Source organism: Chryseolinea serpens, from assembly GCF_900129725.1.
Classification (GTDB): Bacteria; Bacteroidota; Bacteroidia; order Cytophagales; family Cyclobacteriaceae; genus Chryseolinea; species Chryseolinea serpens.
In genome coordinates this window covers 578,630-603,757 of the sequence record NZ_FQWQ01000001.1, presented here as the reverse complement: position 1 = coordinate 603,757, position 25,128 = coordinate 578,630, and the positions used below count along the sequence as shown (strand labels likewise).

The window sequence follows — 25,128 nt, the reverse complement described above, 5'->3', positions numbered from 1 at the left end:
CCAACCTTTTTTCCGTGCGCGCGTTAAATATAGTACTTTCAGTAATTATTGAAAGTTACATAACAATGAAAACCCTGGTCCTTTTCCTTCATCTGCTGATTGCCGGGTATATCACAGTATATGTCGGCAAGGTCTTGTTCCGGAACGGACGGCCCTTTCTGCTGGCAATGCTGGGGGAGGCGGCCATCACGGACTCGGTCAATAGGCTACTATTAACAGGCTATTACCTCATCAACCTCGGCTATGTCTTTGTGGTGCTCACGCTGCGATCGCCCGTCGAAACGGCAAGTGACCTGATCGGGTCCCTTTCAATTTCCGTGGGACGAATCATGATCGTGCTCAGTGTCATGCATTACTTCAACATCACGGCCGTCGTACTCTGGAACAAATTACATCATCCACATAAATCCTAGTCTTATGAACACGTCATATGTCCTCACCGCCTACCTGATCTATCTGCCCGTAACGTTGTTGTTAACGTGGTATGTTGCCCACACGCTTTTCAAAAACAGCCGTGTTTTCATGCTGGATATTTTTCGCGGAAAAACGGAAATCGCGATGGCCACCAACAAACTTTTTGAAGTGGGCTTCTATCTTTTGAATGTCGGATTTGCTTTGTGGATCCTGGAGATCTACGCGGCCGTGGCATCCAGTCAGCAGATTGTTGAGATCCTGAGCAAGAAAATCGGAGGGTTCTCTATTTATTTGGGATTGATGTTATTTTTCAATCTCTATCTTTTCTTCCGCGGACGGAAAGCTTCCAAGGCAAATGTCGCTGTTGAAATTCGTCCTGCTGTTTAGTTGATATAACACGCGTGAAGGAAGCTGTCCCGAAAAGGACAGCTTCTTTTATTTGTAACGTATCGCCGTATTCTGTAACATTGTTGATGAACCGTTATGAATCCAAAAAACCTGTCATCAAGACCAGGCACCTCACCACGCTGTGCTTCTTGCTTCTCGTCGTCACCGGCTATGCACAACCCACGGTCAGCTTTACATTCGACGATGGTGTGACCAACAACATGCCCGGCTATACTTTTGAGCAGTGGAACGGCATGTTGCTGAAACATTTGAATGATGCCGGACTAAAGACCGTGTTCTTTGTGACGGGATTTAACAAATTGGATGCAAAGGGAAAGTACTTGCTCACGCAATGGAACGACGCCGGTCATCGCATCGGAAATCACACCTATTCACATCTGAACTACGGCAGTAAATCCGTGCCCTTCGAAAAATTCAAGCTCGAATTTCTGCGCACCGATTCTATCATCCAACACTACGGTCAGTACATTCGCATGTTTCGGTTTCCCTATCTGAAAGAAGGCGATACCGCACCCAAAGTCGAAGCCTTTCGCGATCTGTTGCGGGAGCATCAGTACCGGAATGGCCACGTCACCATCGATGCGTCGGATTGGTATATCGATAGCCGGTTGTTGAAACGGCTACGAGCAGACCCCAAAGCCAACCTCGAGGGCTTTCGTCAATTTTATCTGAAGCATCTCTATGCGCGGGCGCAGTACTATGAGCAACTCTCTTTTCAACTCACGGGGCGGCACATTCATCATACTCTGTTGCTCCACCACAACCTGGTGAATGCCTTGTTCCTGGGTGACCTGATCAAGATGTTCAAAGAAAAAGGCTGGAACATTATCGATGCCGAGAAAGCTTTTGAAGACCCCATCTTCCAGTCAAAGCTCACCAGCATTCCCGCAGGTGAAAGCCTGATCTGGGCCCTCGCCAAACAAAGCGGCAAATTCGAAAGCCAACTCCGCTATCCCGCCGAAGACGGCGACTACGAAAAAGCCGAGATGGACAACCTCGGCCTTTGAATTTTGTTTTGCATTTGCTTCGACCGCCCGCCTTCGCAAAAGCTTCGGCGGGCAAGCCCGTTAGGGCATTTATACCATCACACGCTTCTTCTGTGCCACTGACCGATATACCGCTTCGACTACCCGAATATCTCGCAACCCTTCCTCACCCGGTGCCAACAGTTTAGTGTTATTCATAATCGCCAACGCGTCATCATCCATCTGCCGGGCCTGCTCGTTCGGAATGACAGCATTTAATGTCTTCCCATCACTGGTCACGCCATTCACCCCGCTATACGCCTGGAAAGGCGACAGCTTATACCAACCCTTCGAACACGTTACCATCAGGTCGTTCATGCTTTTGCCAAAGCTGGCCTCACATTGGGCCGTGGCCCCGCCGGGGAATTCCAGCATGAAGTTCATCGTCTCTTCCACTTCCTTGTAGATCTCCGGCCGCGTGGTGGAGGCCTGCGCTGTGACGGCGATCGGCTCCAAGCCCGTGCTGTAGCGCGCGGCGTTCAGCGGATACACGCCCATGTCGCCCATGACGCCACCGCCCATGTTTTTCTTTTGTTTCCAATGATCGGTCCGCGGATCGAAGTAGCCTGCTTTTGCTTCCACCTTCGTCACCTTGCCATAGGCCTGCTCCTTGGCGAATTTCATGATCTGCTGGGTGTTGGGCTCGTGGTGCAGTCGGTAGCCGATGGCGAGCTTCACTTTGTTTTTGTTACAGGCATCGATCATGCTCTGACATTCGGCCACCGAAACGGCCATCGGTTTTTCACACCACACGTGTTTGCCTGCCTTGGCGGCACGGATGCTGTATTCGGCATGCATGGAAGGCGGCAGCACCACATAGATCACGTCGATGTCGGGGTTGTTGGCCACGGTGTCGAAGTTGTCGTAGGAGTAGATGTTCTTGTCGGGCAGGTTGTGTTGCTTTTTCCATTGCTCGGCCTTGGCCGGCGTGCCCGTGACGATGCCAGCCAGGTAGCAGTGCTGGGTCAGTTGCAGGGCCGGAGCCAGGAGATCGGTACTATAGTATCCCAGACCCACCAGGGCCACGCCAAGGCGTTCTTTTTTCTGAGGCACCAGAATGTTGGAGAAGGCGCTTTCGGCAAACGACAGGCCTGCCATGCCGGCGGCTGCGCGTTGCATAAACGATCGTCGGGAGATCATGGTATTCGGTTTTTTGGTTAGGGCTTTTTCGCATTCGCGAACGGCCGAACCGAATATACGATTCCCCTTTGCAGCGTGCAACGACAAAGAAAACAACGGCGATCTACTTCTTCAGATAGACGGTTTTGCCCTGCTGCGCCGATTCCTTTGCCGCCTGCAGGATCTCTACCACGATCAGGTTGTTCTGCAACGACGACAGGTCGGAAGGTCCCACCGTGATCTCACCCCGCACCACCGCGGCGAGATAGACGAAGGGGTCGTTATAAGGCTTTTTCAACTCGGGGCTTTTCACGTATTCTTCGGGCTTGTCCTGGGCGGAACGGATGCGGGAGCCTTGTTTGTCGGCCAGCACATAGCCGGTTTCGCCATAGATCTCCATGTCCTTGCGGCCGAAGGGCCAGTTCCACGATGCCTGGATGATGGCCTGGCCGTCGGGGTAGGTGAGCACGATGGTGGCCTCGTCGTCTACTTTAGGATAGAGGTTGGGTTTGAGTTGTTGCGTCACCGCCACCACGGCCAGCGGGCGCACACCTTGGTGTAGCCAGGTGAGCAGGTTGGCGCCATAGCAACCAAAGTCCATCAGGGCGCCACCACCATTTTTGACCGGGTCGGTCAGCCACGCCAAAAATTCGGGACCACAATGGATCTCTTTCGGTCCCTGGTGGCCGTCGTGTACCACGGCTTTGCGAATCTTGCCAAAAGGGTGGTCGGTGATGAACCGGCTGCTGACGTCGGTGTTGCTGCCATACCACGTAGTCTCGTAGTTGACGAGCACATGGATCTTATGTTGCTCGGCCAGCGCCGCGATTTGGCGGGCATGGTCGTTGTTCACGGCCAGCGGCTTTTCTACCATCACGTGAATCTTTCGCGGGGCGCAGGCCTTCACCACTTCCAGGTGATCGAACGTGCTGTTGAAGCCCGTGACGGCTTCTGGCTTGGCTTTGTCGAGCATCTCGGCGAGCGTAGGGTACCAGAGGGTGAGGGGGAGGTTGAATTTTTTCAGGTATTGTTCGGCCAGGATGCGGTCGGGTTCGGCGATGCCGACAATTTCTATGTCGCCGTCGTGGGCGCGGCTCAGGATCACACCGGCGTGACCGTGGTTGAGACCAGCCACCCCGATGCGAAAGGGTTTGCTGTTGGTTTGGGCGGCGGCGCTCGCGGCGAATACGATCAGGAGGAGAAAAGAAACGAGACGAAACATAATGGCTTGGGTTGTGTGGTGTGTGACAAGTTTAGCAGTTCTCACACAGAAGTGCAACAACATTCCTGTCGCGGTGATGGAGTCGTGCACATCTTTCTCTCAACAGGCGAAACCACCTCGCGGGTGCCCGCCGCTAGCATGTCGCAATTGACGTACGCACATCAAGAATAAACCATGCAAAAGAAACTGCTGCAAAAGTTTATACTTTATTGTAAATAGCAATAGACGTCCAACTTCCGACCTATGAAAAAATTCTATCTCCTTTGTGTGTGCAGTGTGTTTATGGCAATGAGCCTGTCGCCGGCGATGGCGCAAAAGAAAAAATCACCCAAATTTAAAGTTGTCGTGCTGGCCGAAATGGGCGACCGTCACCGGCCCTATGTGGACGCCGCCCGGTTGTGGCTGGAGGAAGAAGCCAAGACCAAGGGATTCGCAATCGACTATATCGAGAATGCCGAAAAAGTGAACGACGCATTTTTAGCGCAGTACCAGCTTTTTATCCAATTGAACTATCCGCCCTACATGTGGAGCGACTCCGCGAAAGCATCTTTCGAACGCTACATCAACGAGGGCAAAGGCGGCTGGATCGGGTTCCATCACGCCACGTTGTTGGGCGAGTTCGATGGCTATGCCATGTGGCCCTGGTTTCATGAATTTATGGGAAGCATCCGCTTCAAAAATTATATTGCCACGTTCGTCTCGGCCACGGTAAACGTAGAAGACAAGGCACATCCCGTGATGAAAAAAATTCCGGGCAAGTTCTTTATCGAAAAAGAGGAGTTCTATACTTACGATGCCAGCCCACGAGCCAATGTACATGTGCTGGCGAGTGTGGATGAAGGGACCTACTCGCCGAATAGCGATATCAAGATGGGGGATCACCCGGTGGTGTGGACGAATCCGAAATACAAAGCGCGGAACGTTTATATTTTTATGGGACATGATCCGAGTTTGTTTAAGAGCGCGGACTACAAGAAAATGTTCAGTAATGCTATTGAGTGGGCTTCGAAGAAGTGAGGAATCCGTGGTGAGACCGCGATTTGTTGTTGGTGACATGATGGTGGAGCTTTTATTTAGAGACTAATTTTATTTTTCATGGATACCTTTTTGAGACGTGTTTTGTTGACGTGCTTTGCCGTGTTGGTGGCATGGGGCGTGGCGCAGGGCAAGCCGGGGTTTCGGGTGTTGGCGTTGTTGTCGGGGCATCCGGATCATAACCAGATGATGACTGCGGCCAAACCCTTTCTCGAGTCGCTGGCCGCTAAAAACAATTTTGTCATCGACATCACGGCCGACACCAGCAAACTCAACGACGCCAATCTCGCGCAATACCAGGTGATCGTGCAGGTGCAGCTGGCGCCCTTCGATATGACGCGCGGGCAACAAGACGCCATGGAGAAATTCATCCGCCAGGGCAAGGGCTGGGTTGGGTTGCATGCTGCGGGATTGACGGGCAAGGATTTTCTAAAACCGGGTGCGCGCTACTGGCAATGGTTCGAGAGTCTTATGGGCGACGTGATCTACTCGCCACATCCCGCGTTTCAAAAAGGTAGCGTGGTGGTGGAGGACCGTCAGCATCCCGTGATGCGAAACCTGCCGGAGCGTTTTGAGGTGGCGGATGAATGGTATGAATTTAACAAAAGTCCCCGCTCAAATGTGCATGTGCTCGCGACGGCGGATGAGTCTACCTACAAGCAGAACAAGCCTATGGGCGATCATCCCATCATTTGGACCAATGAGCATTATCATCGCGTGGTGTATATTGGGATTGGGCACGATGCTTCGTTGTGTACGGATCCGAATTATGTGATGCTGGTGAGAAATGCGATTTTGTGGGCGGCGGAGTGATGGACCGTGATGATGTGGGACTGTCGAAGGCAATGGTGTTGTTGGTGGGTGGATGGTTTGGTTTTCTTTTCTTTGAATTCGATCGCAGCAACCAATGTATAAAAAAGCCGGCGTGAACCGGCTTTTCTGATTTATTCAAATGTCTCTCAAATCAAGGGCTCATCAATACAGATACTCCGGCGGAGTAACACCCTGTGCGCGCAGATAGGTGACAGCCTGTCCACGATGATGGGTGATGTGGTCCAGCGTAGCATAAAAACCCTTTACCTGGTCGGGTGTAAGCGCATGACCGAGCGTTTTTTTCAGGTCGTCGTAGGCCTTGTTTAAATAGGCCGCAACCTCTTTCTTCCCGGTGTTCGCCGCCGGAGGATTCCAATCCACCTTGTTGCCTTTTATATAGTTATCCTCCCACCATTGAATGCCATAGGCAATGTGGTGCAGCAGTTCGCCAAAGTTCCAGACGCCTTCTGCGGGCTTGGAGGTATAGCCTTTGTCGGGCATGGCCTGCGCCACGCTGAGGGTGTAGGTCTTTGAATTTTCCAATGTCTTTAACAGATCTTTCATGGTATAAAAATTTATGATTTAACATTCGCTACAGGGCATGCGCAAACGAAACGTCCGGCCGAACGATTTTTTGATACCCCTTTAGCAATAGCAAAATTAGTCGTGGGTAGGGAAGGGGACTTTAGGAATCTTGCTCTTTTTGGGGAGCGTACTAGGCGGGGACGCCTTTCCGGTAGGTGGCCGGTGGGCAGTGATAGCGCTGGCGAAACGCCGCAGTGAAATATTCGATGCTGTTAAATCCCGACGAGAACGCTGCGTCGGCTACGGGCAGACTGGTATTCTTTAAGAGTAACTCCGCATTTTTCAGACGCACCGACAGCAGGAACCGGTGGGGTGGCTCGCCGGTAAATGTTTTGAAGATGCGGCTGAAATGGAAGGGGCTCACGCAACAATGCCGGGCGATCTCCAGGAGTGAGATGTCGTTGACGAAATTTTCGGCGATGTAGGCCTTGGCGGTTTCGATGGTGATGAGGTGGTTCTTTTTCAGTCTCGGGTTGATGCGATGGTCGGGCGTGTAGTCGCCGATGCGTGCCAGCGTTTTTTCGATCACCTCGAGCACAAGGTTGTCGATCTCCAGTTTGCTGCCGGCCTGGGTTAGGATGAGGCGCAGGATGTGATGGTGCAGAAACTCCATTTCAGGCGTGGTGCGGATCAGGGTGGAGTGGAGGTCAGGGTTCCGGAAGAAAGGGAGGTTGCCGTACTGCTCGATCAGGGCTGCATGAAAGTCGTTTCTGAAATCGAAGATGGTGCACTCGTCGGGCACTTCGTGGGTGTGCGTCACCGTGCGTTCGTAGCCGGGCTTGGTCACCAGCACGCAGCCGCTGTAAGAGTCCAGCGCGTAGCGAAAGACGTTGAAGAGAAAATTGCCTTTGCGCACATAACTGATGCTGAACGATTCGCTATATTCTGGTTTGGACGTGCGGCAGTCGGTGCACCGGCATTTGAAGTCGATGACGCGGTAGAATCCGGAGGTGTAGAGGGTGTGGATGTCGGCTTCCATGGTATATGTTAATAAACTTCGTTCGAGGCAATGTTGTTTCACTTGCTCGTGAGAATGTTGCGTCCCCGGGAGGGTTGCGATTTGTATGCCTCTTTGTTAGCTTGCACGCTGCTATTACGTTCCCTGAAATCTGCATATCCCCGGCGTTACACTCCCTATGAAATTCTGCCTTTTTTTGACGATCGCCTTGCTGGCCGCAACGCGTGTGACAGCCCAATCTGCCGAACAAATCGCCGGATATTTTAACCAAGACTGGGAAGCGGTCACCGATCCGAAAACAGCTGCATTTTACAAAACGGTTGAGCAAAAGGACAGCATTTACCTGGTTCGTAACTATTACATTTCTGGAAAAAAACAGCGATACGCAGAGTACTTAGATGAGGCTCTCGAAACAGCTCACGGAAAAATGCTGCGATACTACGAAAGCGGCGCTCTGAAAGAGGAAGAAAGATGGGACCATGGAAAGCGTGTCGGGACGCAAAAGACCTACTACGAGAACGGGTCGCTGCAAAAGGAAAGCAGGACCGCCGCACTGGGTGCTGAGGAGGTTTTCATTCATTACTTTTCAAAAGATGGCCACGAGCTGTTGCCGAATGGAAAAGGCGTGATCAACGTCGAAATCAATGAACCGGGTTTTGATGTGTATGAAGAAGTGAAGGATTCAGTGACGGTATTCGCCTACAAGGTATCTCAAATCACCGGCGACACGACCTCCGTTGCGTTGGAGAAACCAGCAGAATACAAAGGCGGGATCAAGGCGATGAGCCGTCACATTCAAGGTCGTTTGACGTATCCCAAGGAGGCTCGACGAAAGCGGGTGTCTGGTTCGGTATTCGTTTCATTTGTCATCGACAAAAAAGGTAACGTGACCGACGTCAAAGTTGTGAAGGGAGTTCACCCTGCATTGGATGCGGTGGCGGTTGCTGCGATTGCTTCCATGAAACCGTGGATTCCCGGCGAGAGGTTGGGCCAGGTGACGAAGTCGAGGTTTGTTTTGCCGATATATTTCAGGCTTCCATAGTAACCCAATAGATACGTCAAAACGTTATGAATCGATTCTTTATCCCCCTGGTTGCCTTGATCCTTTACACATCCGCGAAAGCGCAAGACAGCGAACTCCCGAAACAATATTTTGACAAAGACTGGACGCCGCTGACCGGGTCAGAAGGAGCAACCTATTACAGAACGCTGGAGAAAAAAGAATCGCTCACGGTCGTGCGCGATTATTACATCTCCGGCAAGATTGAAACCGTTTCGGAACAGAAGTTCAATGGAAAAAAAATGGTCCGGGATGGCAAGACCGTCTAGTACTACGAAAACGGAGCAGTGGAACACGAGGGAGACTATCGCGACGGTGATGAGCAGGGTACGCATCGCTACTATTATCCCGACGCGAAACCGCGCATGGAGACCACGACCGATGCTAAATATAACACGGTTTATAAACACTTCTGGTCACCGGAAGGTGTAGAAATGCTTCCTGGTGGCAAGGGAACCATTCTGGTGAGAACCAACAGCGAGCGGCACTTCTTTCACGTGATTGTCAACTCGGTAACCGAGGCCACCTTCGCCGTGCAGTTGAGCAACCAAGACACCGTTTTTGCCATGACAACCAACCCCGGCGAGTATAAGGGCGGCATGAATGCCCTGGCCAAAGATATAGGACGTACGTTGCATTATCCGGCATCAGCGCGCAGAGGCGGTAAAGAGGGAACTGTTTTCGTTTCGATGGTCATTCGAAAGGATGGCAAATTAGCCGACACCAGTGTTCTAAAAGGCTTCGACCCTGAATGCGACGCCGAAGCGCTTCGCACCATCAATGCATTGGACAACTGGAAGCCAGGCCTCTTTGAGGGAAAGCCCGTCAACAGCCAGTTCGTTATGCCCATAAAATTCAAACTGTCGGGAAGCAGGCGATAGTTTTTTCTAACACTTTTCAGAGCACACCCCTCCAGGTATTTTTGATCTATACATTTTTTTGTATGTTTCGAATTCATCCTTTGACAACTAAGGGTGGTTTACCTAAACCCCGTTGCACCATGAAACACGGATTTGTTTTCTTCCTTGTTCTGATCTCCATTTCCGCGAAAGCCCAATCGCAAGAAACCATCACCAAATATCTTGACAGCGCCTGGAACAAGTTGCCGGATGCGAAAAATGCTGCGTATTACCGCACGCTCGAAGTCACCAACCAGTTGAGCCTGGTGCGCACCTATTACATTTCAGGAAAATTAAAAGATGTAACAGAATGCGATCGCGACAACCCCGTGATCAGGAACGGGAAGAGCCTGAGCTACTACGAAGACGGCACACTGGAGTCGGAGGAGCATTCCGTGGATGGCAAAGAAACAGGCGTGTATAAAACCTACTACAAAAGCGGAAAACCGGAAAAGGAAATGATCCGGCACCCCCTCCCGGGTGTTGCCGATGATGTGTTCGTGCACTACTACACAGAGGACGGGAAAGACCAGATATCGTCCGGCAACGGCATCGTAAAAGTTCCCATAGAAGGCGATTTCGATCAATACGAAGAGATTCGCGATTCCCTCACGGTCTCTTTATACAACGTACACAAAACCACCCAAGACACGGTCTACCTGACCATCGAAAAAATAGCCGAATACCGCGGCGGACTAAGTGCATTGGCACGCGACGTATCGGCCAGCCTGCGATATCCGAAGTCTGCCCGCCGGAGCGGCTTGCAGGGAACCGTCTTTGTCAGCTTTGTGATCGACAAGCAGGGCATGATCACCGACGTCGAAGTGCTCAAGGGCTTTGACGCCGCCTGCGACGACGAAGCGATGGCCGTGGTCAAATCGCTGAAGCCGTGGATCCCGGGAGAATCGCGTGGAAAAATCGTCAAGTGCCGATTTGTGTTGCCGATCAAATTCAAATTGAGGCCATGAGCATGGCTGTTGAAAATTCTGCCGCTTTCTAATTCTTAATGTCCATAAACATATTCTCATAATTCTTATACGATGGACGAGTACATCCCATTATAAATTAATCGAACTTTTCCGTCTGGGTTACATGCGACCCTTTCAAAAAATAATTGAAGATTTAAACAACTTCGAGCCTGAGGACGGAAATTGGCTTAAGGCTGATGATTTGCTGAGCGAGTTGTGGGCTTCGGGAAATCCAAATCAGGGAATCGGCGCGATGTTCAATCTCTTTGAAAGATTTCCGGAGGATAATGGGGCAGGTGTTTTTTGGTCGGCCATGCACGGAATTGAAACCCTCCCTGATTATGAAACGGAATTACTCCGCTCTTTGAATAGACAGCCGTCGGAAATGGGTCTTAACATGCTCATCAGGATAGTCAACCTTGGAATACGAGAAATTAATGGCGTGTCGTTGAGTAATATTGTTGTTGACCTGAGGCAACATCCAAGATTGTCCCGATCAAACCAATCCAGCGTGGAAATCCTGATTGAAAAGCTTCAGGGAATTGCATAAGAAAATGCTACATTTTCGACTTCAGCACAAGGCTGGTTAAATTCGTTTGCCCTAACTAAAGGATCTTGTTGGCAACAAAAAAAGCAGGACCGTCTGCACGATCCTGCTCTTCATTTCAAAGTCTTGTATCCGCTAATATTTAATCGCCACCTTTCCACCCGTTTTCACGGCCTGAAAGATCGCGTCGACAATCTTCATATCCTTCAAACCTTCCTCACCATCCACCGGGATTTCCGGCTGCTTGCCCTTCAAAATAATATCCGACATCTCATCCATCTGCACCGTCTGGTGCGTGACGTGCGGGTAAGTGACTTCCCCTTTGTTGGTGCGGCCCTTGATCGGACCATAGCCGGTGCTGGGACCCATTTCGGCATAGCCCTTGTCGCCATCGAGGAAGAAGCGATCTAGGTTGTTCAGGCTATAGGTCGACAAACAGGAGGCTACTGCGCCGCCGGGAAAACCGAGCTGGAACGTGATGGTTTCGTCGACACCTTCCTTGAATTTTTCGGGATTCGTTTTCACCTCCTGGGCCGTTACCCAAATGGGATCTTCGCCGATCATGTAGCGCGATCCGTTGATGGAGTAGATGCCGATGTCCATCATGGCACCGCCGCCCGCGAGCTTTTTGTTGAGACGCCACTGCGTTGGATCGCCGATGATGAAACCGGAAAGACCCTGGAAGAACAACACCTTGCCAAAGTCACCGGCCTTGCGTTTGTGCACGATGTCGAGCGTGATGGGTTCGAAGTGCATGCGATAGCCGATGAGTAATTTTACCTTGGCGGCTTTGCAGGCGTCTACCATTTGTTGTGCTTCTTTGGCGTCGTTGGCCATGGGCTTTTCGCAGATCACATGTTTGCCGGCTTTGGCCACGCGCACACTGAAATCTTTGTGAAGGCCGTTGGGTGTGATGACGTAGACCGCGTCGATGTCGGGGTTGTTTTTGATCTGGTCGAGGGTCTCGTAGTTATAACAATTCTTTTCGGCAATGCCGTATTTAGCTTGCCACGTTTTCAATTTGGCGGGTGTGCCGCTAACCAGGCCCACCAGCTTGGCGCGCTGACAATCCTTCATGGCCTCGGCCACGCGTTCGCCATAGCTGCCCAGGCCCAGGATCGCCACGCGTAGCACGGGACCCTGATAGGGCGGCTGTGGCTTAGCGGCATGCGCTTTGGTGGTGATGGACGATAGCACGGGAAGGGCCAGTGCAGAGCCGGCCATTTTTTGGAGGAAGTTCCTGCGAGAGTTCATGGGTTTAGTCTTTTGGTGTCTTAACAATGATACAGAAATTAGGCGGGTTCTGTAAACAGGATCACACAATAGGAGACACCGATTTGTTTGGTGGGAGATTAGGTTTGATAGGTGGTGAGTTTTTTTACCGCGGAGACGCAAAAGCGCAATGTTAACGCAAAGATGGATCAGGCCGCTTTCACTGCGAACTGCGCTTCATGACGGCCAGGAAAACGCCGATCATCAGCAGGATGGCCGCCGCGGCCAGGAGGGAGGCCATGTGGAAAGAATCGACAAAAGCCTGGCGCGCATGGTTTGCCAGTGCCAGGCCGGCGTCGATGGGAAGTTGTTTAGACGCTTCCAGCGCGCCACCCAACGTGCCGTGCGCTTCTTCCGACAACGTTGTGTCCGCGAACGCAGACATCTTGGAACGATACACGGCCGTGCCCACGCTGCCCAGCAAAGCCACACCAAACGCTTGTCCGAACGTGGTGCTGCTCTCCGAAATGCCCGACGCGGCCCCGGCTTGCTCATGGGGCGCAACCGACACCACCATGTCGATGCCCATCGTCACCACAATGCCACAGCCCAGGTTGAAACCGGCGAAACCGGCGATGAGCAAGAATAGGTCGGTCGCTGTGGAAAGTTGTGCCAGCAACACGATAGACCCCAGCATGAGCACGTTGCCCAACAGGATCGTGACCGACCGGCTCACCCAACGCAACGTCTGGGGCGCCAGGATGCACCCGGCCACCGTGATGGCCACCGGCAACAGCGTGAGCAAACCGGCCTTGAGCGGATCGTAGCCCAGCACCAGTTGCATGTATTGCGTGAGAAACAAGTAAAGTCCCGCCCAACAGAACAGCCCCAGGAAAAGTGTTGACAACGTTACGCTAAACGCCGGGATCCGGAATAAGCTCAGGTTCAACAGGGGATTTCGGACGATGGTCTGCGAATACACAAAGATCCCCGAGATCACCAGCCCACCTAAAACCGTCGTCAACGAGATCCAATCCATTCCTCCCGACTCGGCGATTCGCTTCACACCAAAGATGACCGACAGCGTGCCGGTGAGCAGGAGCAGGGCATTCATCAGGCTGAATTGTTTGGCCTCCGGATCGCGATACTCAGGCAGCAGCGGCGAAGCAAAAAGGAAGAGGAGCATGAGGGGCACGCTGATGAGGAACACCGATCCCCACCAGAAATGCGTGAGCAACACACCGCCGATCAATGGACCCAGCATGGTGCCGCCCGAATAGCTCGCGGTATAGAGGCCAAAAGCCGCGGTGCGCTGGCGATCGTCGTGGAAGAGGCTGCGGATCAGCGAAAGCGTGCACGGCAAGATGATGGCGCCCGTCATTCCCAACAACGCGCGGGCGGCGATGAGCCACGCCGGGCTACCGGCAAAGGCGGCCATGACACTGGCGGCTGCAAACAAGATGAAGCCAATCATCAGCAGGCGCTTGCGGCCCACGCGGTCGCCCAGGGCGCCCATGATGATGAGAAAACCTCCTTCCAGGAAAGTATAGATGTCGGTGATCCACAGGAGTTGTGAACCCGTTGGTTTCAGCTCGGCGCTGATGGCTGGAAGGGCCAGATAGGTAACGGTGGAATCCATCGATACCAGTAGCGTAGGGAAGATCAAAACGGCCAGCCCAATCCATTCGCGGCGGCCGGCGCGGGTTGAGGATGCCATCGTAAGGTGTGGTTCCATAAGCAGAAATGATCATTTCAAAACTACAAACCTTGACGGGGGATGTGGGGAGGTGATTGCGACAAAATGGAGGCGTAAACCGGCACGAAGCTCCCATGGCGAGTGAAACTTTTTTTGTCATGATCCGTAACCTCATCGTTTTTCCGAGGTTCTCCTCCGGAACAGAACCCTAACGACCATGCTAAAAAACTTCTTTACACTCGCTGTGCGGAACCTCTTCAAGCGGAAGTTGTTCTCGTTCATCAACATTTTTGGTCTGGCCCTGGGGGTTTCGGCTTGCATGGTCATTCTGAAATACATCGATTTTGAGACGAGCTATGACAACTTCCACGTCAACGAAAAAAATCTGTATCGCATCACGCGGACCGTGTATCAAAACCACGAGAAACGCATCGCCACCATCACGTCCACGTACGGACTCGGCCCGGCATTAGCGACGGAGCTCCCGGAGGTGAAGCGTTACATTCGGACACACCCGATGTATGGTGGCGCCGTCATGATCTATCAGCCACCCAGCGGTGAGGCCCTTGCGTTTCACGAATACACCATCAACATCGTGGACTCCACATTTCTCCGGGCGTTCACCTTCAAGGCCGTCGAAGGCAACCCTGCCACGGCATTGGACGACCCCCACGCGATGGTGATCACAAAGTCCATGGCCGAAAAATATTTTGGCAAAGAATCAGCCATCGGCAAAACGATCCGGCTCACCGGAACAGGATGGAGCAATGGCGACTACACCGTGACAGCGGTGCTGGAAGATGTGCCACCCAACTCGCACTTCTGGTTTACCGTGCTCGTGCCTTCTCACGACCTCTTGCAAAATCAACAATACAAAGAAGACGACGGGTGGAAGTGGAACAACTTCGTCACCTATATTGAACTGAACGACCACGCCACCGCCGCGACCGCGAACACGAAACTCACCGGATTCGCCCGGCATCAATTCGACGAGCGGCAGTCAGAGTCCAATACAAACACCCTACTCGGACTTCAACCGATCCGCGACATCCACCTCAGCCCCGGTCTCCTGCACGACAGCGACGCCACAAGCCATGGTATGATCTATTTTTTTGGTTTGATCGCCGCCTTCATTCTTTTCATCGCCTGGATCAACTACATCAACCTTTCCACCGCCCGGGCCATGGAGCGTGCACGGGAGGTGGGCATCAAGAAGGTTGTCGGTGCACAGCGCCGTCAACTGGTGTCGCAGTTCTTTTTTGAATCGTTGCTCATCAACTTGCTAGGCATTGGGTTGGCCGTTGGCCTGGCTGTTTTATTACTTCCTTTGCTGGGCGAGATCATTGGCAAATCGCTGGAATTTGATTTCGCCGACCCGCGGCTTTGGTTCGCGTTGTTGGGTTTATTTGTAACCGGTTCGTTGGCTTCGGGTGCTTATCCATCGCTGGCGTTGTCCGCGTTCCGCATCACCGATGTGTTGAAAGGCCGCTCCGAAAGCAAAGGATTTTCCCTGCGAAAAGCCCTGGTGGTTTTTCAATTCTCCGCGTCCCTGATCCTGATCATGGGCACCTTTGTAGTCTATCGCCAGATCACGTTCATGCGCCATCAGGATAAAGGGTTGCAAACCGAACAAATGCTGATCGTGAATGGTCCCAGCACGTTGTCGTTCAAAGCCTCGCAACAAAAGCTGGCGATCTTCAAAGAAGAACTTAAAAAACTCCCCGGCATCACGCGCGTAGCCACCTCGGCAGCCATCCCCGGCGGGGGCCACAACTGGGGCGCCGACGTACGCAAAAGCGGCTCACCACGCAGCGACTCCCGCGATGGAAGTGTGGTGTGGATCGATCCCGATTTCATCGACACCTACGACATCAAATTTGCTGCCGGCAGGAACTTCAACCCCGCCATCCGCTCCGACATGGAATCCGTCATCATCAACGAGACCGCGCTCCAGGCGTATGGCCTTGGCACCGCCGAACAGGCCTTAAAAGAACAATTGATCCTGGGCGATGACACCGTCGCCATCCTCGGCGTGTTGAAGAACTACAATTGGAATTCGTTGAAAACCGACTACGTTCCCTTTCTTTTCAAAGCAGACACCATTTCCACGACAGCCGTATCCATTCTTCTCGCCAAAGGGCCCGTCAATTCTACCGTAGAGGCTATTGGCAAACTCTACAAAGAATTAATTCCCGGAGATCCCTACAATTATTATTTCCTCGACGAGTCATTCAACGGGCAATACAGAAGCGATCAGCAATTCGGCAAGATCTTCGGGCTCTTTGCCCTGCTGGCGGTGGCCATCTCGTGCCTGGGTTTGTGGGGTTTGGCCGCGTTCACCACCGCTCAAAAATTGAAAGAGATCGGTGTGCGAAAAGTGCTGGGGGCAACCACCACCAGCATTGTCTACCTGCTGTCGAAACAATTTCTCCGGCTCGTCCTGGTTGCCTCGGCCATCGCCTTGCCGATGGCCTGGTTTGGGATCGACTCTTGGTTGCAAGGCTTCGCGTTCCGCATTGGTTTAGGATGGGATCTGTTTGTTGTCCCGGTGTTGATCCTGGCGATCGTAGCGTTGTCCACCGTGAGCTTGCAGGTGATCCGGGGAGCGGCGATCAATCCGGCAAAAGTGTTGCGATCGGAGTGATGCCTTTGCTCTAACCGGGTGCGACTGTAGGGGTTTGCCGGTGTTCGTTTTAGGTCGTGTGTGGGTTATCCTGTTTCAGTGCTTTCCGAATTCGGGGTGCCTTGGATCTCGGGCGTAGGTTTTCAAAAAAAAATTGTACCTGCAACACGACGAAGTACTGCAGGGCTTTCCGACAGGCACGTCATTCCGCAGGCACGCCTTTCCTCGAGCTTCGCGTGTAACCCAAGGAATCCAGTGGATAGCGCATTGAATCTGTGTGGTGATGCATTTCAAATCGGGCGCGCGACTTTCGGTGTTTGCCAGTGTTCGTTTTAGCTCGTGCGCAGGATATCCACTTTCAGTGCTTTCGAAATTCGGGATGTCTTGAACTACTGGCGTAGGTATTTAAAGAACTTGTGCCTGCGACATGACGAAGTACTGCCGGGCTTCCCGGTAGGCTCGTCATGTCGCAGGCACGCCTTTCCTCAAGCTTCGCATGTGGCCCAGGGAATCCCGTGGAAAGCGCACTGAATCTGCGGTGATGTATTTCAATCGGGGAACCGGACGCCAGTAATTTCTTCCGCTTTCTCCCAAAGTTTTCTGGCGGTGGCTTCGTCCGTTGCCACAGGCGCCATCACGGCCTCGGCAGGATAACCTCTGTACCCATTATCGCCATCCGGTCCATATAAGCGGCCACCATGCGCATCGGGAGAAACGGAAGGATAGAGAATAGATAACGCGCCTTGTGCCATGGGCATGAGCGCACCGATCCGCTGTTTAGCACTTTGATAAGCTTCCTCGCTCATGGATCGCGCCAGATTAGTTTCATTAGCACCGGGCTGAGCAGCAATCGACGTCACACTGTCGCCATGGGCGGTGATTCTCCGTTGAAGCTCCAGGGCAAACAGCAGGTTACCCAATTTGCTTTGCGCATATTCGCGGAAGTCGTCATAGTCTTTTTCGGAACGAAGGTTTTCAAAGTCGATCGCGCCGCGAAGATAGGCCATGCTGCTCACGGTCACGATTCTGGATTGGGGTGTCTTTTTGAGCAGAGGATACAAATAACCGGTCAACGCAAAGTGTTCTAAAAAATTCACACCGAATTGAAGTTCATATCCCTGGCGGGTTTTGGATGCCGGCGGTACCATCACGCCCGCGTTGTTCACCAACACGTCGAGCTTTGAATGGGTCTTCAGAAAGATGTCTGCAAAATCCCTTACCGAATCCAAGTCCGAAAGATCGAGCACACCCGGCTCAAGCTTGCCTTTGCCTCCCTGCTTCTTCATTCCCGAAATCGCCTCGTCTGCTTTTTCTTTACTCCGGCACGCCACGATCACCGTCGCGCCGGCTTCATACAACCCCAAGGCCGTCTCATACCCAATGCCTGAATTAGCGCCCGTCACCAGGAAGGTCTTTCCCGACTGGTCGCTCATGTTTGCTTTTGTCCACATACTTTGTTGTTTTAAAATGATGGACAAAGGTCCTGCGAAATCACAGGCAGGAGATAATAGTTTACCAAGGGAAAATTATACTTTTCAAAGAATCCTCATTTCCGGAAGGAGAGGGGCGTCAGGCCGGTTTGTTTTTTGAAAAACCGGTTGAAGTAGGATGGATACTCAAAGCCCAGGCTATAAGCAATGTCGGCCACCGGCCAATCGGTTTGCATCAACAGCATTTTTGCTTCGCCGGTCAATTTCTGCTGAATGTGCCACGTGGTGTTTTTGCCGGAGATGGTGTGAATGGATTGATTGAGGTGGTTGATGTGCACGTTCAACGCATCGGCATAGTGCGACGGATTTTTGAGCTGAATAACCTCCTCCGGCGATCGCACCGGAAACTGTTTCCACAGCAAATCGAAAAACTGGCGCGTAATTCTCTCGGCGGCATTGTTTTGCAACATGGGCTTGGGAACCTTTTGCAACCGAAGGCCTTCGTGTACGATCAATTGAATGTAGTGCGCCAACAACTCATTCTTTTGCGCATAGTCGGATTCATCGATGGCGATCATCTTCTCAAAGATGAAAACCAGGTCTTTGACTGCAGCCTTGTCGAGCGTATACACCGGAATGAGGTCTGGTGAAAAAAGTGGCGGTCTGCGGAGCGGGCCGGGTAAAAAGTCAGCGGTGAACAACACGGTGTAGCCTGAATGCGTTTTCGAGGTGGGCTCCCACGAATAGGCCAGCAGCGGGTTGAAGAATGTGAGCGTGGCTTTTTCCACCCACACGGGCGTCCCCGAAAAATACATCATGCCCGTGCCCGCCGTGAGCAGGGAGATCTTAAAATAGTCGCGCCGTTTATACGACACGGACTCATGCTTTTTAGAATTTATTTTATAGATCCTGAACGTATCCTGACCGAGGGTGAAGGTGCTCATCGCGCTAAAAGATTGCTAAGGTTTGCAAAGGTATCGCCGGCAAACAGCAATCACAAAATCACAAATCGCACAAATTTGTTCCATTTCGATTAGAAATTGATGCTTTGCTGCTCTTGGATGAGGATAGTTTAGTTATTTCAGGATATGAATACGCTTTTGATTAACATGAAAAGAATACGTCCATATGCGATCGCGGTGTTGCTGCTCGCCTCTTGTCAGGCGCCAAAACCGTCTACCTCGGAAAATGCCGGTGATGAACCCCATGTAATCATCCACGAATTGAATGAAAACGATATTCCAAAAGGAAACCAGGTCATTGCTTTCGTGGGCGCCACGCTGATCGATGGTCGGGGAGGGGAACCCATTCAAAATTCATGCGTCATCGTGAGAGACAACCAGATCGAAGCCGTAGGGAAGCAAGGCGACGTGAAAGTCCCCGATGGCGCGCAGATCGAAAACGTAGAAGGCCTCACCATCCTTCCCGGCATGTTCGACGCACACTATCATAATGAAAACAGCGCCACATTGCCCGCTGTCTATCTTCGTCATGGCATCACCTCGGTGAGGGATCCCGGCGAGTGGAATGAAAGTTATGCCGGCGTACGCTCATCCGGCATGCCACTGCCCAGACTATTCCTCACCGGCCCGCACCTCAACACCTATCCACCGGCCTATCCGGAAGACGCCATGATCGTTCAGGATGCCGAGGAAGGCCGGCTCGCGGTAGAGAAATTGTATCACGACGGTGCCACCGCCATCAAAGTATACTATGGTCTTCCCGTCGGCACCATTAAGGCCATCTGCACGGCCGCCCATGCGCACGGTCTTCCTGTGATGGCCCACCTGGAGATCAGCAACGCCGTCGATGCCATCAACGCAGGGTTGGACGGCATTGAACATGTTACCTCTTTTGGAACGGTTCTTCTTCCGCCTTACGACGCCGAACAATACAAACAACGCGTGCTGGCCGACAACGACGCACGGAAGCGGGGGAGGTATGACGTTTGGAATTCGTTCAAATTCGAGAATAATCCCGTAGCCGATTCGCTCATCCAATTCCTGGCCCGCAAAAAAATATTCCTGAGCCCCACGCTGGCCGCATTCGAAAAACAACCCGACCACGGCGACAGCATCGAAGTGCACGCATTTAAAAACATGCTGACGTTTGTCGGCCTCGCCAAAAAAGGCGGCGTGCCCATCGTGTTGGGTTCTCATACGTTTGTGACCTACGCAGAATTTGGTTATGCTTTTTATCGCGAGATGGAATTGCTGCACGATGCCGGCCTGAGCAACATGGAAATCATCGTCGCCGCCACCCTGGAGAATGCCCGCTACTTTCGTGTTGACGAAAGGCTGGGAAGCATCGAGAAAGGAAAGCTGGCCGACCTCGTATTTGTGGAAGGCGATCCGTTGAAAGATCTTCACGTGCTGCGCGATGCGAAGAAAGTTATGCTAAACGGTGCGTGGGTTCCCGCCGCAGGGAAACCTTAAAGATCCACCCAAACGTAATGTCATAAAAAAAGCGCCCCGAATGTCAGGACGCTTTTTTTCTTTATCAGCAGTTGAGGATCGCGCTTCGTCTTCTATTTATTTCCCGAAACCTTATCCAGCTCTTCCCACGTCCACGGCTTTGTCCTTCCTTTGGATTCTTCCCGCAGCTTCTTCACCTCTTCCGGTTTCACCAGGATCCGGTTTGCAAAATCTTCGCTCACACTGCCTGGGAAGCGTCGTTCGGAGAGTCCGATATCATAGCGCAAATAGCTGAGCACCGAGGCAATCCACTCGTCGTTATTAGCACCCATGGAAACCATGTTCTCGGAATAGGTCTTGCCATCCACCGGTCCCGTCAAACCATTCAGGAGAATTCTCACCATCGCGTCTTTGTTCCGGAAGTAGCGTTGGGAATTGCCGGCCAGCGGCGGCGCTATTTTTGTGGGCACACCTTTACCTTCCTGACCATGACAGGTGGCGCATAACGAATTGAATATGGCCGCGCCGTCCACAACCAGTTTCCGGTTTCCGGGATTCAGCGACCCCATCTTTGTTCCAAATTTTTTAATATCCTCTGTTTTATTCAGTGCCTTCTGCGCACCGGCGATCATTTGATTGCCCTGATTGCTGGACAGGATACCCTCTGCGATCGTTTTAGCCTTGGACGATTTGCTTCGGGAGAGCGAAAGGAAAAGTTGGATGCGCACATCATAATCCGCATCGTCTTTCAACGCTTCCAGTTTCCCGATCACATCCTCGTCACCATTCTTCAAAAACGGTTCGCTGACCCACACGGCGGTCTTTCTCACCTGGGCGTCATCATCCTCCAACGCCTCCGACAACACATCCTTGTCTATCGCATCCAAGCCCGACAAGGTCCACAAGGCATGGATGCGCGCTACGGCCGAAGGCGTTTCGGCCAGCGGTCCTTTTTTACCAACGGCGATCTTCTTCAGGTCTTCCACCACCGATTTATCGCCGCGCAGCACAAGTTCCTTTTGTGCGTTGTCGCGCCACCAGCCATTGGGATGATCCAGGTAGGCCACCAGTTGGGCGGGTGTTTCGTCGAGCATGTGGGGCTTGGGGCCGCGGGTCATGCCGTCGTGCACCAGCCTCCAGATCCTTCCGTGCTGAATATTTTTCTGTAGACCAAGCCGGAGAATTTGTTTGCGCAGGTAACTGCCTTCGCCGGTCCACGTTCCTTCCTGGATGATCCCGCGGTTCATATCGACGATATACAAACAGCCATCGGGACCGGTATAGGTGTTGACAGGTCTGAAATTCATATCCAACGAAGAAATGAACTCCTCTTTGTCGTAGGCATTCTGAAGGGTTCGCTTTCCATCGGTGTTGATGATCTTCGCTCTTCGTATGATGCGGGCCACGGGCTCGCCGATCAAATAGTCACCCACTAAAGTTTTGGGAAGACGGTCGCCGCGAAAGATCGATTGGCCGTTGGCAGCGGTGAAGTGATTGAGCGTGGTGTCTTCACGGATCCGTTTCAGGCCGCCTTGAATGTCGGGTGTCTTGATGATGGGCCACACCGCGCCAAACGTTGTGTCGTTGTAGGCATCTGCAAAATCCAACGCGCCATACGAGGGGTTGATATGAAATCCGGAGCCCGCATTTTCCGCGCCGGCGCGACTAAAGTAAAGCCTGCCGTAGTTGTCGTGGGTCAATCCCCACTGTCCGTTCGAGCCGCTGATGAGTGAATCGGCGTGGATCATGCCGCCCTTATATTGGAAGCGCACAGGGTCTACGGTGATGTAGATCCAGTTGTCGAGGTTCCAATCCAAACCGCTGCGCTGGTGCTCCAGGTTTCCATAGGCTTTTTTATCGGTGTGATAGACTTGTCTTTTCTCATCGGCCACGCCATCGTTGTTGGTGTCTTTGTAGGCATACATGTCGTATGTATCCGTCTCGTTCACCAACAACTCATTGCCCACCGCCAGGATCATCCGCGGCAACATCAGCTTGTCGATAAAGACGGAGCGCTTGTCCATCTTGCCATCGTCGTCGGTGTCTTCCAGGAGCAGCACGCGGCTGCCCTTTTGATGTTCCCCCGTGGTGTCAACGGTTTGCATATAGGTCTCCATTTGCGTCACAAACATCCGGCCATTGGCGTCCCACGAGATGGCCACGGGTTCGCTCAACATGGACTCGTCGGCAACAAGCTCCATATGGTATCCTTTTGGCAACCGGAAGGCTTTCTGACTTTCTTCGGGCGTCATGTAGCCTGGTTTGGGATCGCTGTTTACGATGCGGGGTGAATCGAAGCCCGGTTCTTCGGCAACGGCTTCGGCTTCTTTTTTGGATTGACTACACGTGGCGAGAAGCACTCCGGTAGCCACAAGGGCAACGGCCAGCAATATTTCTTTTTTCATAGTTGAGGAGAATATCAAAACATGATGAATAGCACGACGGCTTCTTTACTATCACACAAGCCGATCAAAACAAATATAACCGAATGTTGCACTGAAAAAATTACAGGAAGTGCCGAACGGTCGAGTATTCGGACCTTTTTATCTAAAATGTGACGAGCGGTCTTTCGGAATGGAATATTATGGACAACTTTATATACGGTGTGCTTGTACAAAACAAGCTGGCGCGTTGCGATGCTGCAACACGTTGATTGATCCCATCCTTTAATCAAAATTCAATTCGTATGAAAACCAACAGCCCCGACCAAAAGTCATCGATCACCCGCAAGGACTTTATCGTAAAATCTGCACTGGCCGTCACCGGTGTCGTCGTCGGAAGCCAGCGTGTTTTCGGCGCGCCGGCTATATTGAAAAACCTGGGCAAACCCAACTCCAAATTCAACGGCGTCCAACTGGGCGTCATCACCTACTCGTTCCGAAGCTTACCCACCAGCGCCGAGCAAGTTCTGAAATACTGTGTCGACGCCAATGTGAGCGCCATCGAATTGATGGGCACCACCGCCGAAGCGTTTGCCGGTGCTCCCAACGCCTCGACGGAACCGATGCAACCATTCCCTCCCGGACCACGCCCCGAACCCACAGCCGAACAAAAAGCCGAACGCGCCGCCAAAGCAGCAGAGCTTGCCAAATGGAGGGGAGGGGCTTCCCTCGACAAATTCAAACAACTCCGGAAAATGTACAACGACGCCGGCGTCTCTATCTACGCCTGGAAACCCAGCGCCCTGGACGTAAAGAACTCCGACGCCGAGATCGACTACGCCTTTCGCGTCGCCAAAGAATTGGGCGCCAGTCACATGACCGTTGAACTCCCTACCGATCCGGAACAAAGCAAACGCCTTGGAACTTTTGCACAGAAATATAAGATCGGCATCGGCTACCACGGCCACCTCCAGCAAACCTTCACCGCCTGGGATGTAGCCCTTTCACAATCGCCCTACAACGGTCTCAACTGCGACATTGGTCACTATGTCGCCGCCGGTCTCGATCCCATCCCGCTGCTCGAAGCCAAACACGATCGCATCTACAGCACCCACCTGAAAGATCGCAAATCAAAAGCCAACGGCGGCGCCAACATGCCCTGGGGCCAAGGCGATACCCCGCTGGTAGCCGCGCTTCAATTGATGCGAAATAACCACTACACATTTCCCGGCACGATTGAAATGGAATATGATGTTCCTGCAGGTTCTGATGCTGTGAAAGAGGTGGCGAAGTGTGTAGAATATGCAAAGAATGCGTTGGAGAAGAAGAGCTAGCCCACGCCAAACATCCATTCCGACATCGCAAAGACTTCATGCGAAGCCTGGCTGACCACGTCATGTCGCAGGCACAAGCTTTTTAAAAACCTACACCAGTAATCCAAGACATCCCGAATTTCGAAAGCACTGAATCTGGATAACCTGCATACGAACTAAAACGAAAACCGCCAAACACCGATAAGTCACCCGCCACTTCATCTCCATGTGCTGCCAGATGGGAGAGGGAGGGCCTTTTTCAGTGGCGTCCCATTTTTTATAAGATTTTTTCAAAGAAACGAGTCCAATAACCGAAACTTTATTTACCTTTGCCGAGTGATTACTCAATCAGAACTTCCGGACAAACCCCTCGCCATCCTGAATGCAGCCCTGAAACTATTTGCCGAATATGGCTTTCACGGCACGCCCACCAGCAAAATCGCCAGCGAAGCCGGTATTGCTCATGGTACCCTATTCCACTACTACAAAACCAAGGATGAACTGGTGGCGGCACTGTACGAACACATTAAAAGTGATCTGCGAAGGTATTTAGCCGACCATATAAAGGAGTCCGACAGCATCAAGGAACGGTTTCGCGACCTCTTTTACTACTCCGTACAATGGTCGCTCGAACACCGGGAGGAATTCTATTTTACTCAGCAATTCAAGTACTCGCCACACCTGAAAAATTCGGGCACGGAAGACCTGGCCCAGCAACAGAGCCTGCACCGGAAACTCTACAAGGAAGCACTGCAAACCAAAACCTTCAAACCCCTCTCCATCGATTTGATCTCTTCCATGGCCATGAGCCAGATGGTGGGTACGTACAACTACCTGGCCGACGCCAATCTGCCCGCCAAGAAACAAAGCACCATTATTACGGACACCTTCGAAATGCTATGGAGCATGTTTGAAAATCCGGACCAGGGATAGACGTCCCTGATCGTTCACTCAATATGCTTTTGTCCACATATTGAGTGAGTACTCAATCAAAAACTAAATTTAA

At 52.1% G+C, this 25,128-nt stretch carries 23 protein-coding genes; 14 read left to right on the top strand and 9 right to left on the bottom strand.

The window, feature by feature from the left end; translation table 11 throughout:
- Positions 1 to 65: 65 nt before the first annotated feature.
- From BUB30_RS02375 to BUB30_RS02365, 3 genes are all read left to right on the top strand, one after another.
- Positions 66 to 413: a hypothetical protein gene (locus BUB30_RS02375; RefSeq protein WP_073130721.1), complete on the top strand. Its 348-nt coding sequence runs from the start codon at positions 66 to 68 to the stop codon at positions 411 to 413.
- A 4-nt stretch (positions 414 to 417) separates the two neighbouring features.
- Positions 418 to 801: a hypothetical protein gene (locus BUB30_RS02370; RefSeq protein ID WP_073130719.1), complete on the top strand. Its 384-nt coding sequence runs from the start codon at positions 418 to 420 to the stop codon at positions 799 to 801.
- Between the two features lie 86 nt (positions 802 to 887).
- The gene (locus tag BUB30_RS02365) at positions 888 to 1,829 is read left to right on the top strand and encodes a polysaccharide deacetylase family protein (protein ID WP_073130718.1); all 942 of its coding nucleotides are present in this window, start codon (positions 888 to 890) and stop codon (positions 1,827 to 1,829) included.
- 69 nt (positions 1,830 to 1,898) lie between these two features.
- On the opposite strand, the gene BUB30_RS02360 is transcribed toward BUB30_RS02365, so the two are convergent.
- Together BUB30_RS02360 and BUB30_RS02355 are read right to left on the bottom strand one after the other, a co-directional pair.
- Complete coding sequence (locus tag BUB30_RS02360; RefSeq protein ID WP_073134668.1) at positions 1,899 to 2,987, bottom strand: Gfo/Idh/MocA family protein; 1,089 nt, start codon at positions 2,985 to 2,987, stop codon at positions 1,899 to 1,901.
- Between the two features lie 103 nt (positions 2,988 to 3,090).
- Positions 3,091 to 4,188 (bottom strand): Gfo/Idh/MocA family protein, encoded by a 1,098-nt coding sequence (locus BUB30_RS02355; protein ID WP_073130716.1) that lies wholly within the window; start codon positions 4,186 to 4,188, stop codon positions 3,091 to 3,093.
- Positions 4,189 to 4,431: 243 nt separating this feature from the next.
- Here BUB30_RS02355 and BUB30_RS02350 point away from each other — a divergent pair, with 243 nt between their 5' ends.
- Together BUB30_RS02350 and BUB30_RS02345 are read left to right on the top strand one after the other, a co-directional pair.
- The gene (locus tag BUB30_RS02350) at positions 4,432 to 5,205 is read left to right on the top strand and encodes a ThuA domain-containing protein (RefSeq protein ID WP_073130715.1); all 774 of its coding nucleotides are present in this window, start codon (positions 4,432 to 4,434) and stop codon (positions 5,203 to 5,205) included.
- Positions 5,206 to 5,283: 78 nt separating this feature from the next.
- Positions 5,284 to 6,036, top strand: a complete 753-nt coding sequence (locus tag BUB30_RS02345) for a ThuA domain-containing protein (protein ID WP_073130712.1) — start codon at positions 5,284 to 5,286, stop codon at positions 6,034 to 6,036.
- A gap of 162 nt (positions 6,037 to 6,198) precedes the next feature.
- Here BUB30_RS02345 and BUB30_RS02340 read toward each other — a convergent pair whose 3' ends face one another.
- Positions 6,199 to 6,600, bottom strand: a complete 402-nt coding sequence (locus tag BUB30_RS02340; protein WP_073130711.1) for a DinB family protein — start codon at positions 6,598 to 6,600, stop codon at positions 6,199 to 6,201.
- Positions 6,601 to 6,751: 151 nt separating this feature from the next.
- Positions 6,752 to 7,600, bottom strand: coding sequence for a helix-turn-helix domain-containing protein (locus BUB30_RS02335; RefSeq protein WP_073130708.1), 849 nt, complete (start codon positions 7,598 to 7,600; stop codon positions 6,752 to 6,754).
- 157 nt (positions 7,601 to 7,757) lie between these two features.
- On the opposite strand from BUB30_RS02335, the gene BUB30_RS02330 reads away from it, so the two are divergent.
- The 5 genes from BUB30_RS02330 (at position 7,758) to BUB30_RS02310 (ending at position 11,056) form a co-directional block, all read left to right on the top strand.
- Complete coding sequence (locus tag BUB30_RS02330) at positions 7,758 to 8,621, top strand: energy transducer TonB (protein WP_073130705.1); 864 nt, start codon at positions 7,758 to 7,760, stop codon at positions 8,619 to 8,621.
- Positions 8,622 to 8,647: 26 nt separating this feature from the next.
- Entirely contained in the window at positions 8,648 to 8,908 is a 261-nt protein-coding gene (locus BUB30_RS02325) for a hypothetical protein (protein ID WP_073130701.1), read from the top strand.
- Positions 8,909 to 8,926: 18 nt separating this feature from the next.
- A complete protein-coding gene (locus tag BUB30_RS02320; protein ID WP_143164734.1) occupies positions 8,927 to 9,520 on the top strand; it encodes an energy transducer TonB in 594 nt (197 codons plus the stop codon).
- A 119-nt stretch (positions 9,521 to 9,639) separates the two neighbouring features.
- Entirely contained in the window at positions 9,640 to 10,506 is an 867-nt protein-coding gene (locus BUB30_RS02315; protein WP_073130695.1) for an energy transducer TonB, read from the top strand.
- 124 nt (positions 10,507 to 10,630) lie between these two features.
- Complete coding sequence (locus BUB30_RS02310; RefSeq protein WP_073130693.1) at positions 10,631 to 11,056, top strand: hypothetical protein; 426 nt, start codon at positions 10,631 to 10,633, stop codon at positions 11,054 to 11,056.
- 132 nt (positions 11,057 to 11,188) lie between these two features.
- Here BUB30_RS02310 and BUB30_RS02305 read toward each other — a convergent pair whose 3' ends face one another.
- Both BUB30_RS02305 and BUB30_RS02300 read right to left on the bottom strand, forming a co-directional pair.
- A complete protein-coding gene (locus tag BUB30_RS02305) occupies positions 11,189 to 12,307 on the bottom strand; it encodes a Gfo/Idh/MocA family protein (protein WP_073130690.1) in 1,119 nt (372 codons plus the stop codon).
- Between the two features lie 178 nt (positions 12,308 to 12,485).
- Complete coding sequence (locus tag BUB30_RS02300; RefSeq protein WP_178376998.1) at positions 12,486 to 13,982, bottom strand: MFS transporter; 1,497 nt, start codon at positions 13,980 to 13,982, stop codon at positions 12,486 to 12,488.
- A gap of 196 nt (positions 13,983 to 14,178) precedes the next feature.
- On the opposite strand from BUB30_RS02300, the gene BUB30_RS02295 reads away from it, so the two are divergent.
- Positions 14,179 to 16,605 (top strand): ABC transporter permease, encoded by a 2,427-nt coding sequence (locus BUB30_RS02295; RefSeq protein WP_073130685.1) that lies wholly within the window; start codon positions 14,179 to 14,181, stop codon positions 16,603 to 16,605.
- Positions 16,606 to 17,132: 527 nt separating this feature from the next.
- Here the strand turns inward: BUB30_RS02295 and BUB30_RS02290 are convergent.
- Positions 17,133 to 18,035, bottom strand: a complete 903-nt coding sequence (locus tag BUB30_RS02290) for an oxidoreductase (RefSeq protein ID WP_073130683.1) — start codon at positions 18,033 to 18,035, stop codon at positions 17,133 to 17,135.
- Positions 18,036 to 18,130: 95 nt separating this feature from the next.
- On the bottom strand, positions 18,131 to 18,958 hold the full coding sequence (locus BUB30_RS02285) for a helix-turn-helix domain-containing protein (RefSeq protein ID WP_073130681.1): 828 nt from the start codon (positions 18,956 to 18,958) through the stop codon (positions 18,131 to 18,133).
- 165 nt (positions 18,959 to 19,123) lie between these two features.
- Between BUB30_RS02285 and BUB30_RS02280 the strand changes: the two genes are divergently transcribed.
- A complete protein-coding gene (locus BUB30_RS02280; protein ID WP_178376997.1) occupies positions 19,124 to 20,449 on the top strand; it encodes an amidohydrolase family protein in 1,326 nt (441 codons plus the stop codon).
- Positions 20,450 to 20,541: 92 nt separating this feature from the next.
- On the opposite strand, the gene BUB30_RS02275 is transcribed toward BUB30_RS02280, so the two are convergent.
- A complete protein-coding gene (locus BUB30_RS02275) occupies positions 20,542 to 22,833 on the bottom strand; it encodes a DUF7133 domain-containing protein (protein ID WP_073130675.1) in 2,292 nt (763 codons plus the stop codon).
- Between the two features lie 281 nt (positions 22,834 to 23,114).
- Between BUB30_RS02275 and BUB30_RS02270 the strand changes: the two genes are divergently transcribed.
- Both BUB30_RS02270 and BUB30_RS02265 read left to right on the top strand, forming a co-directional pair.
- The gene (locus BUB30_RS02270) at positions 23,115 to 24,143 is read left to right on the top strand and encodes a sugar phosphate isomerase/epimerase family protein (RefSeq protein WP_073130672.1); all 1,029 of its coding nucleotides are present in this window, start codon (positions 23,115 to 23,117) and stop codon (positions 24,141 to 24,143) included.
- Between the two features lie 315 nt (positions 24,144 to 24,458).
- A complete protein-coding gene (locus tag BUB30_RS02265; RefSeq protein ID WP_073130669.1) occupies positions 24,459 to 25,055 on the top strand; it encodes a TetR/AcrR family transcriptional regulator in 597 nt (198 codons plus the stop codon).
- Positions 25,056 to 25,128: the final 73 nt, after the last annotated feature.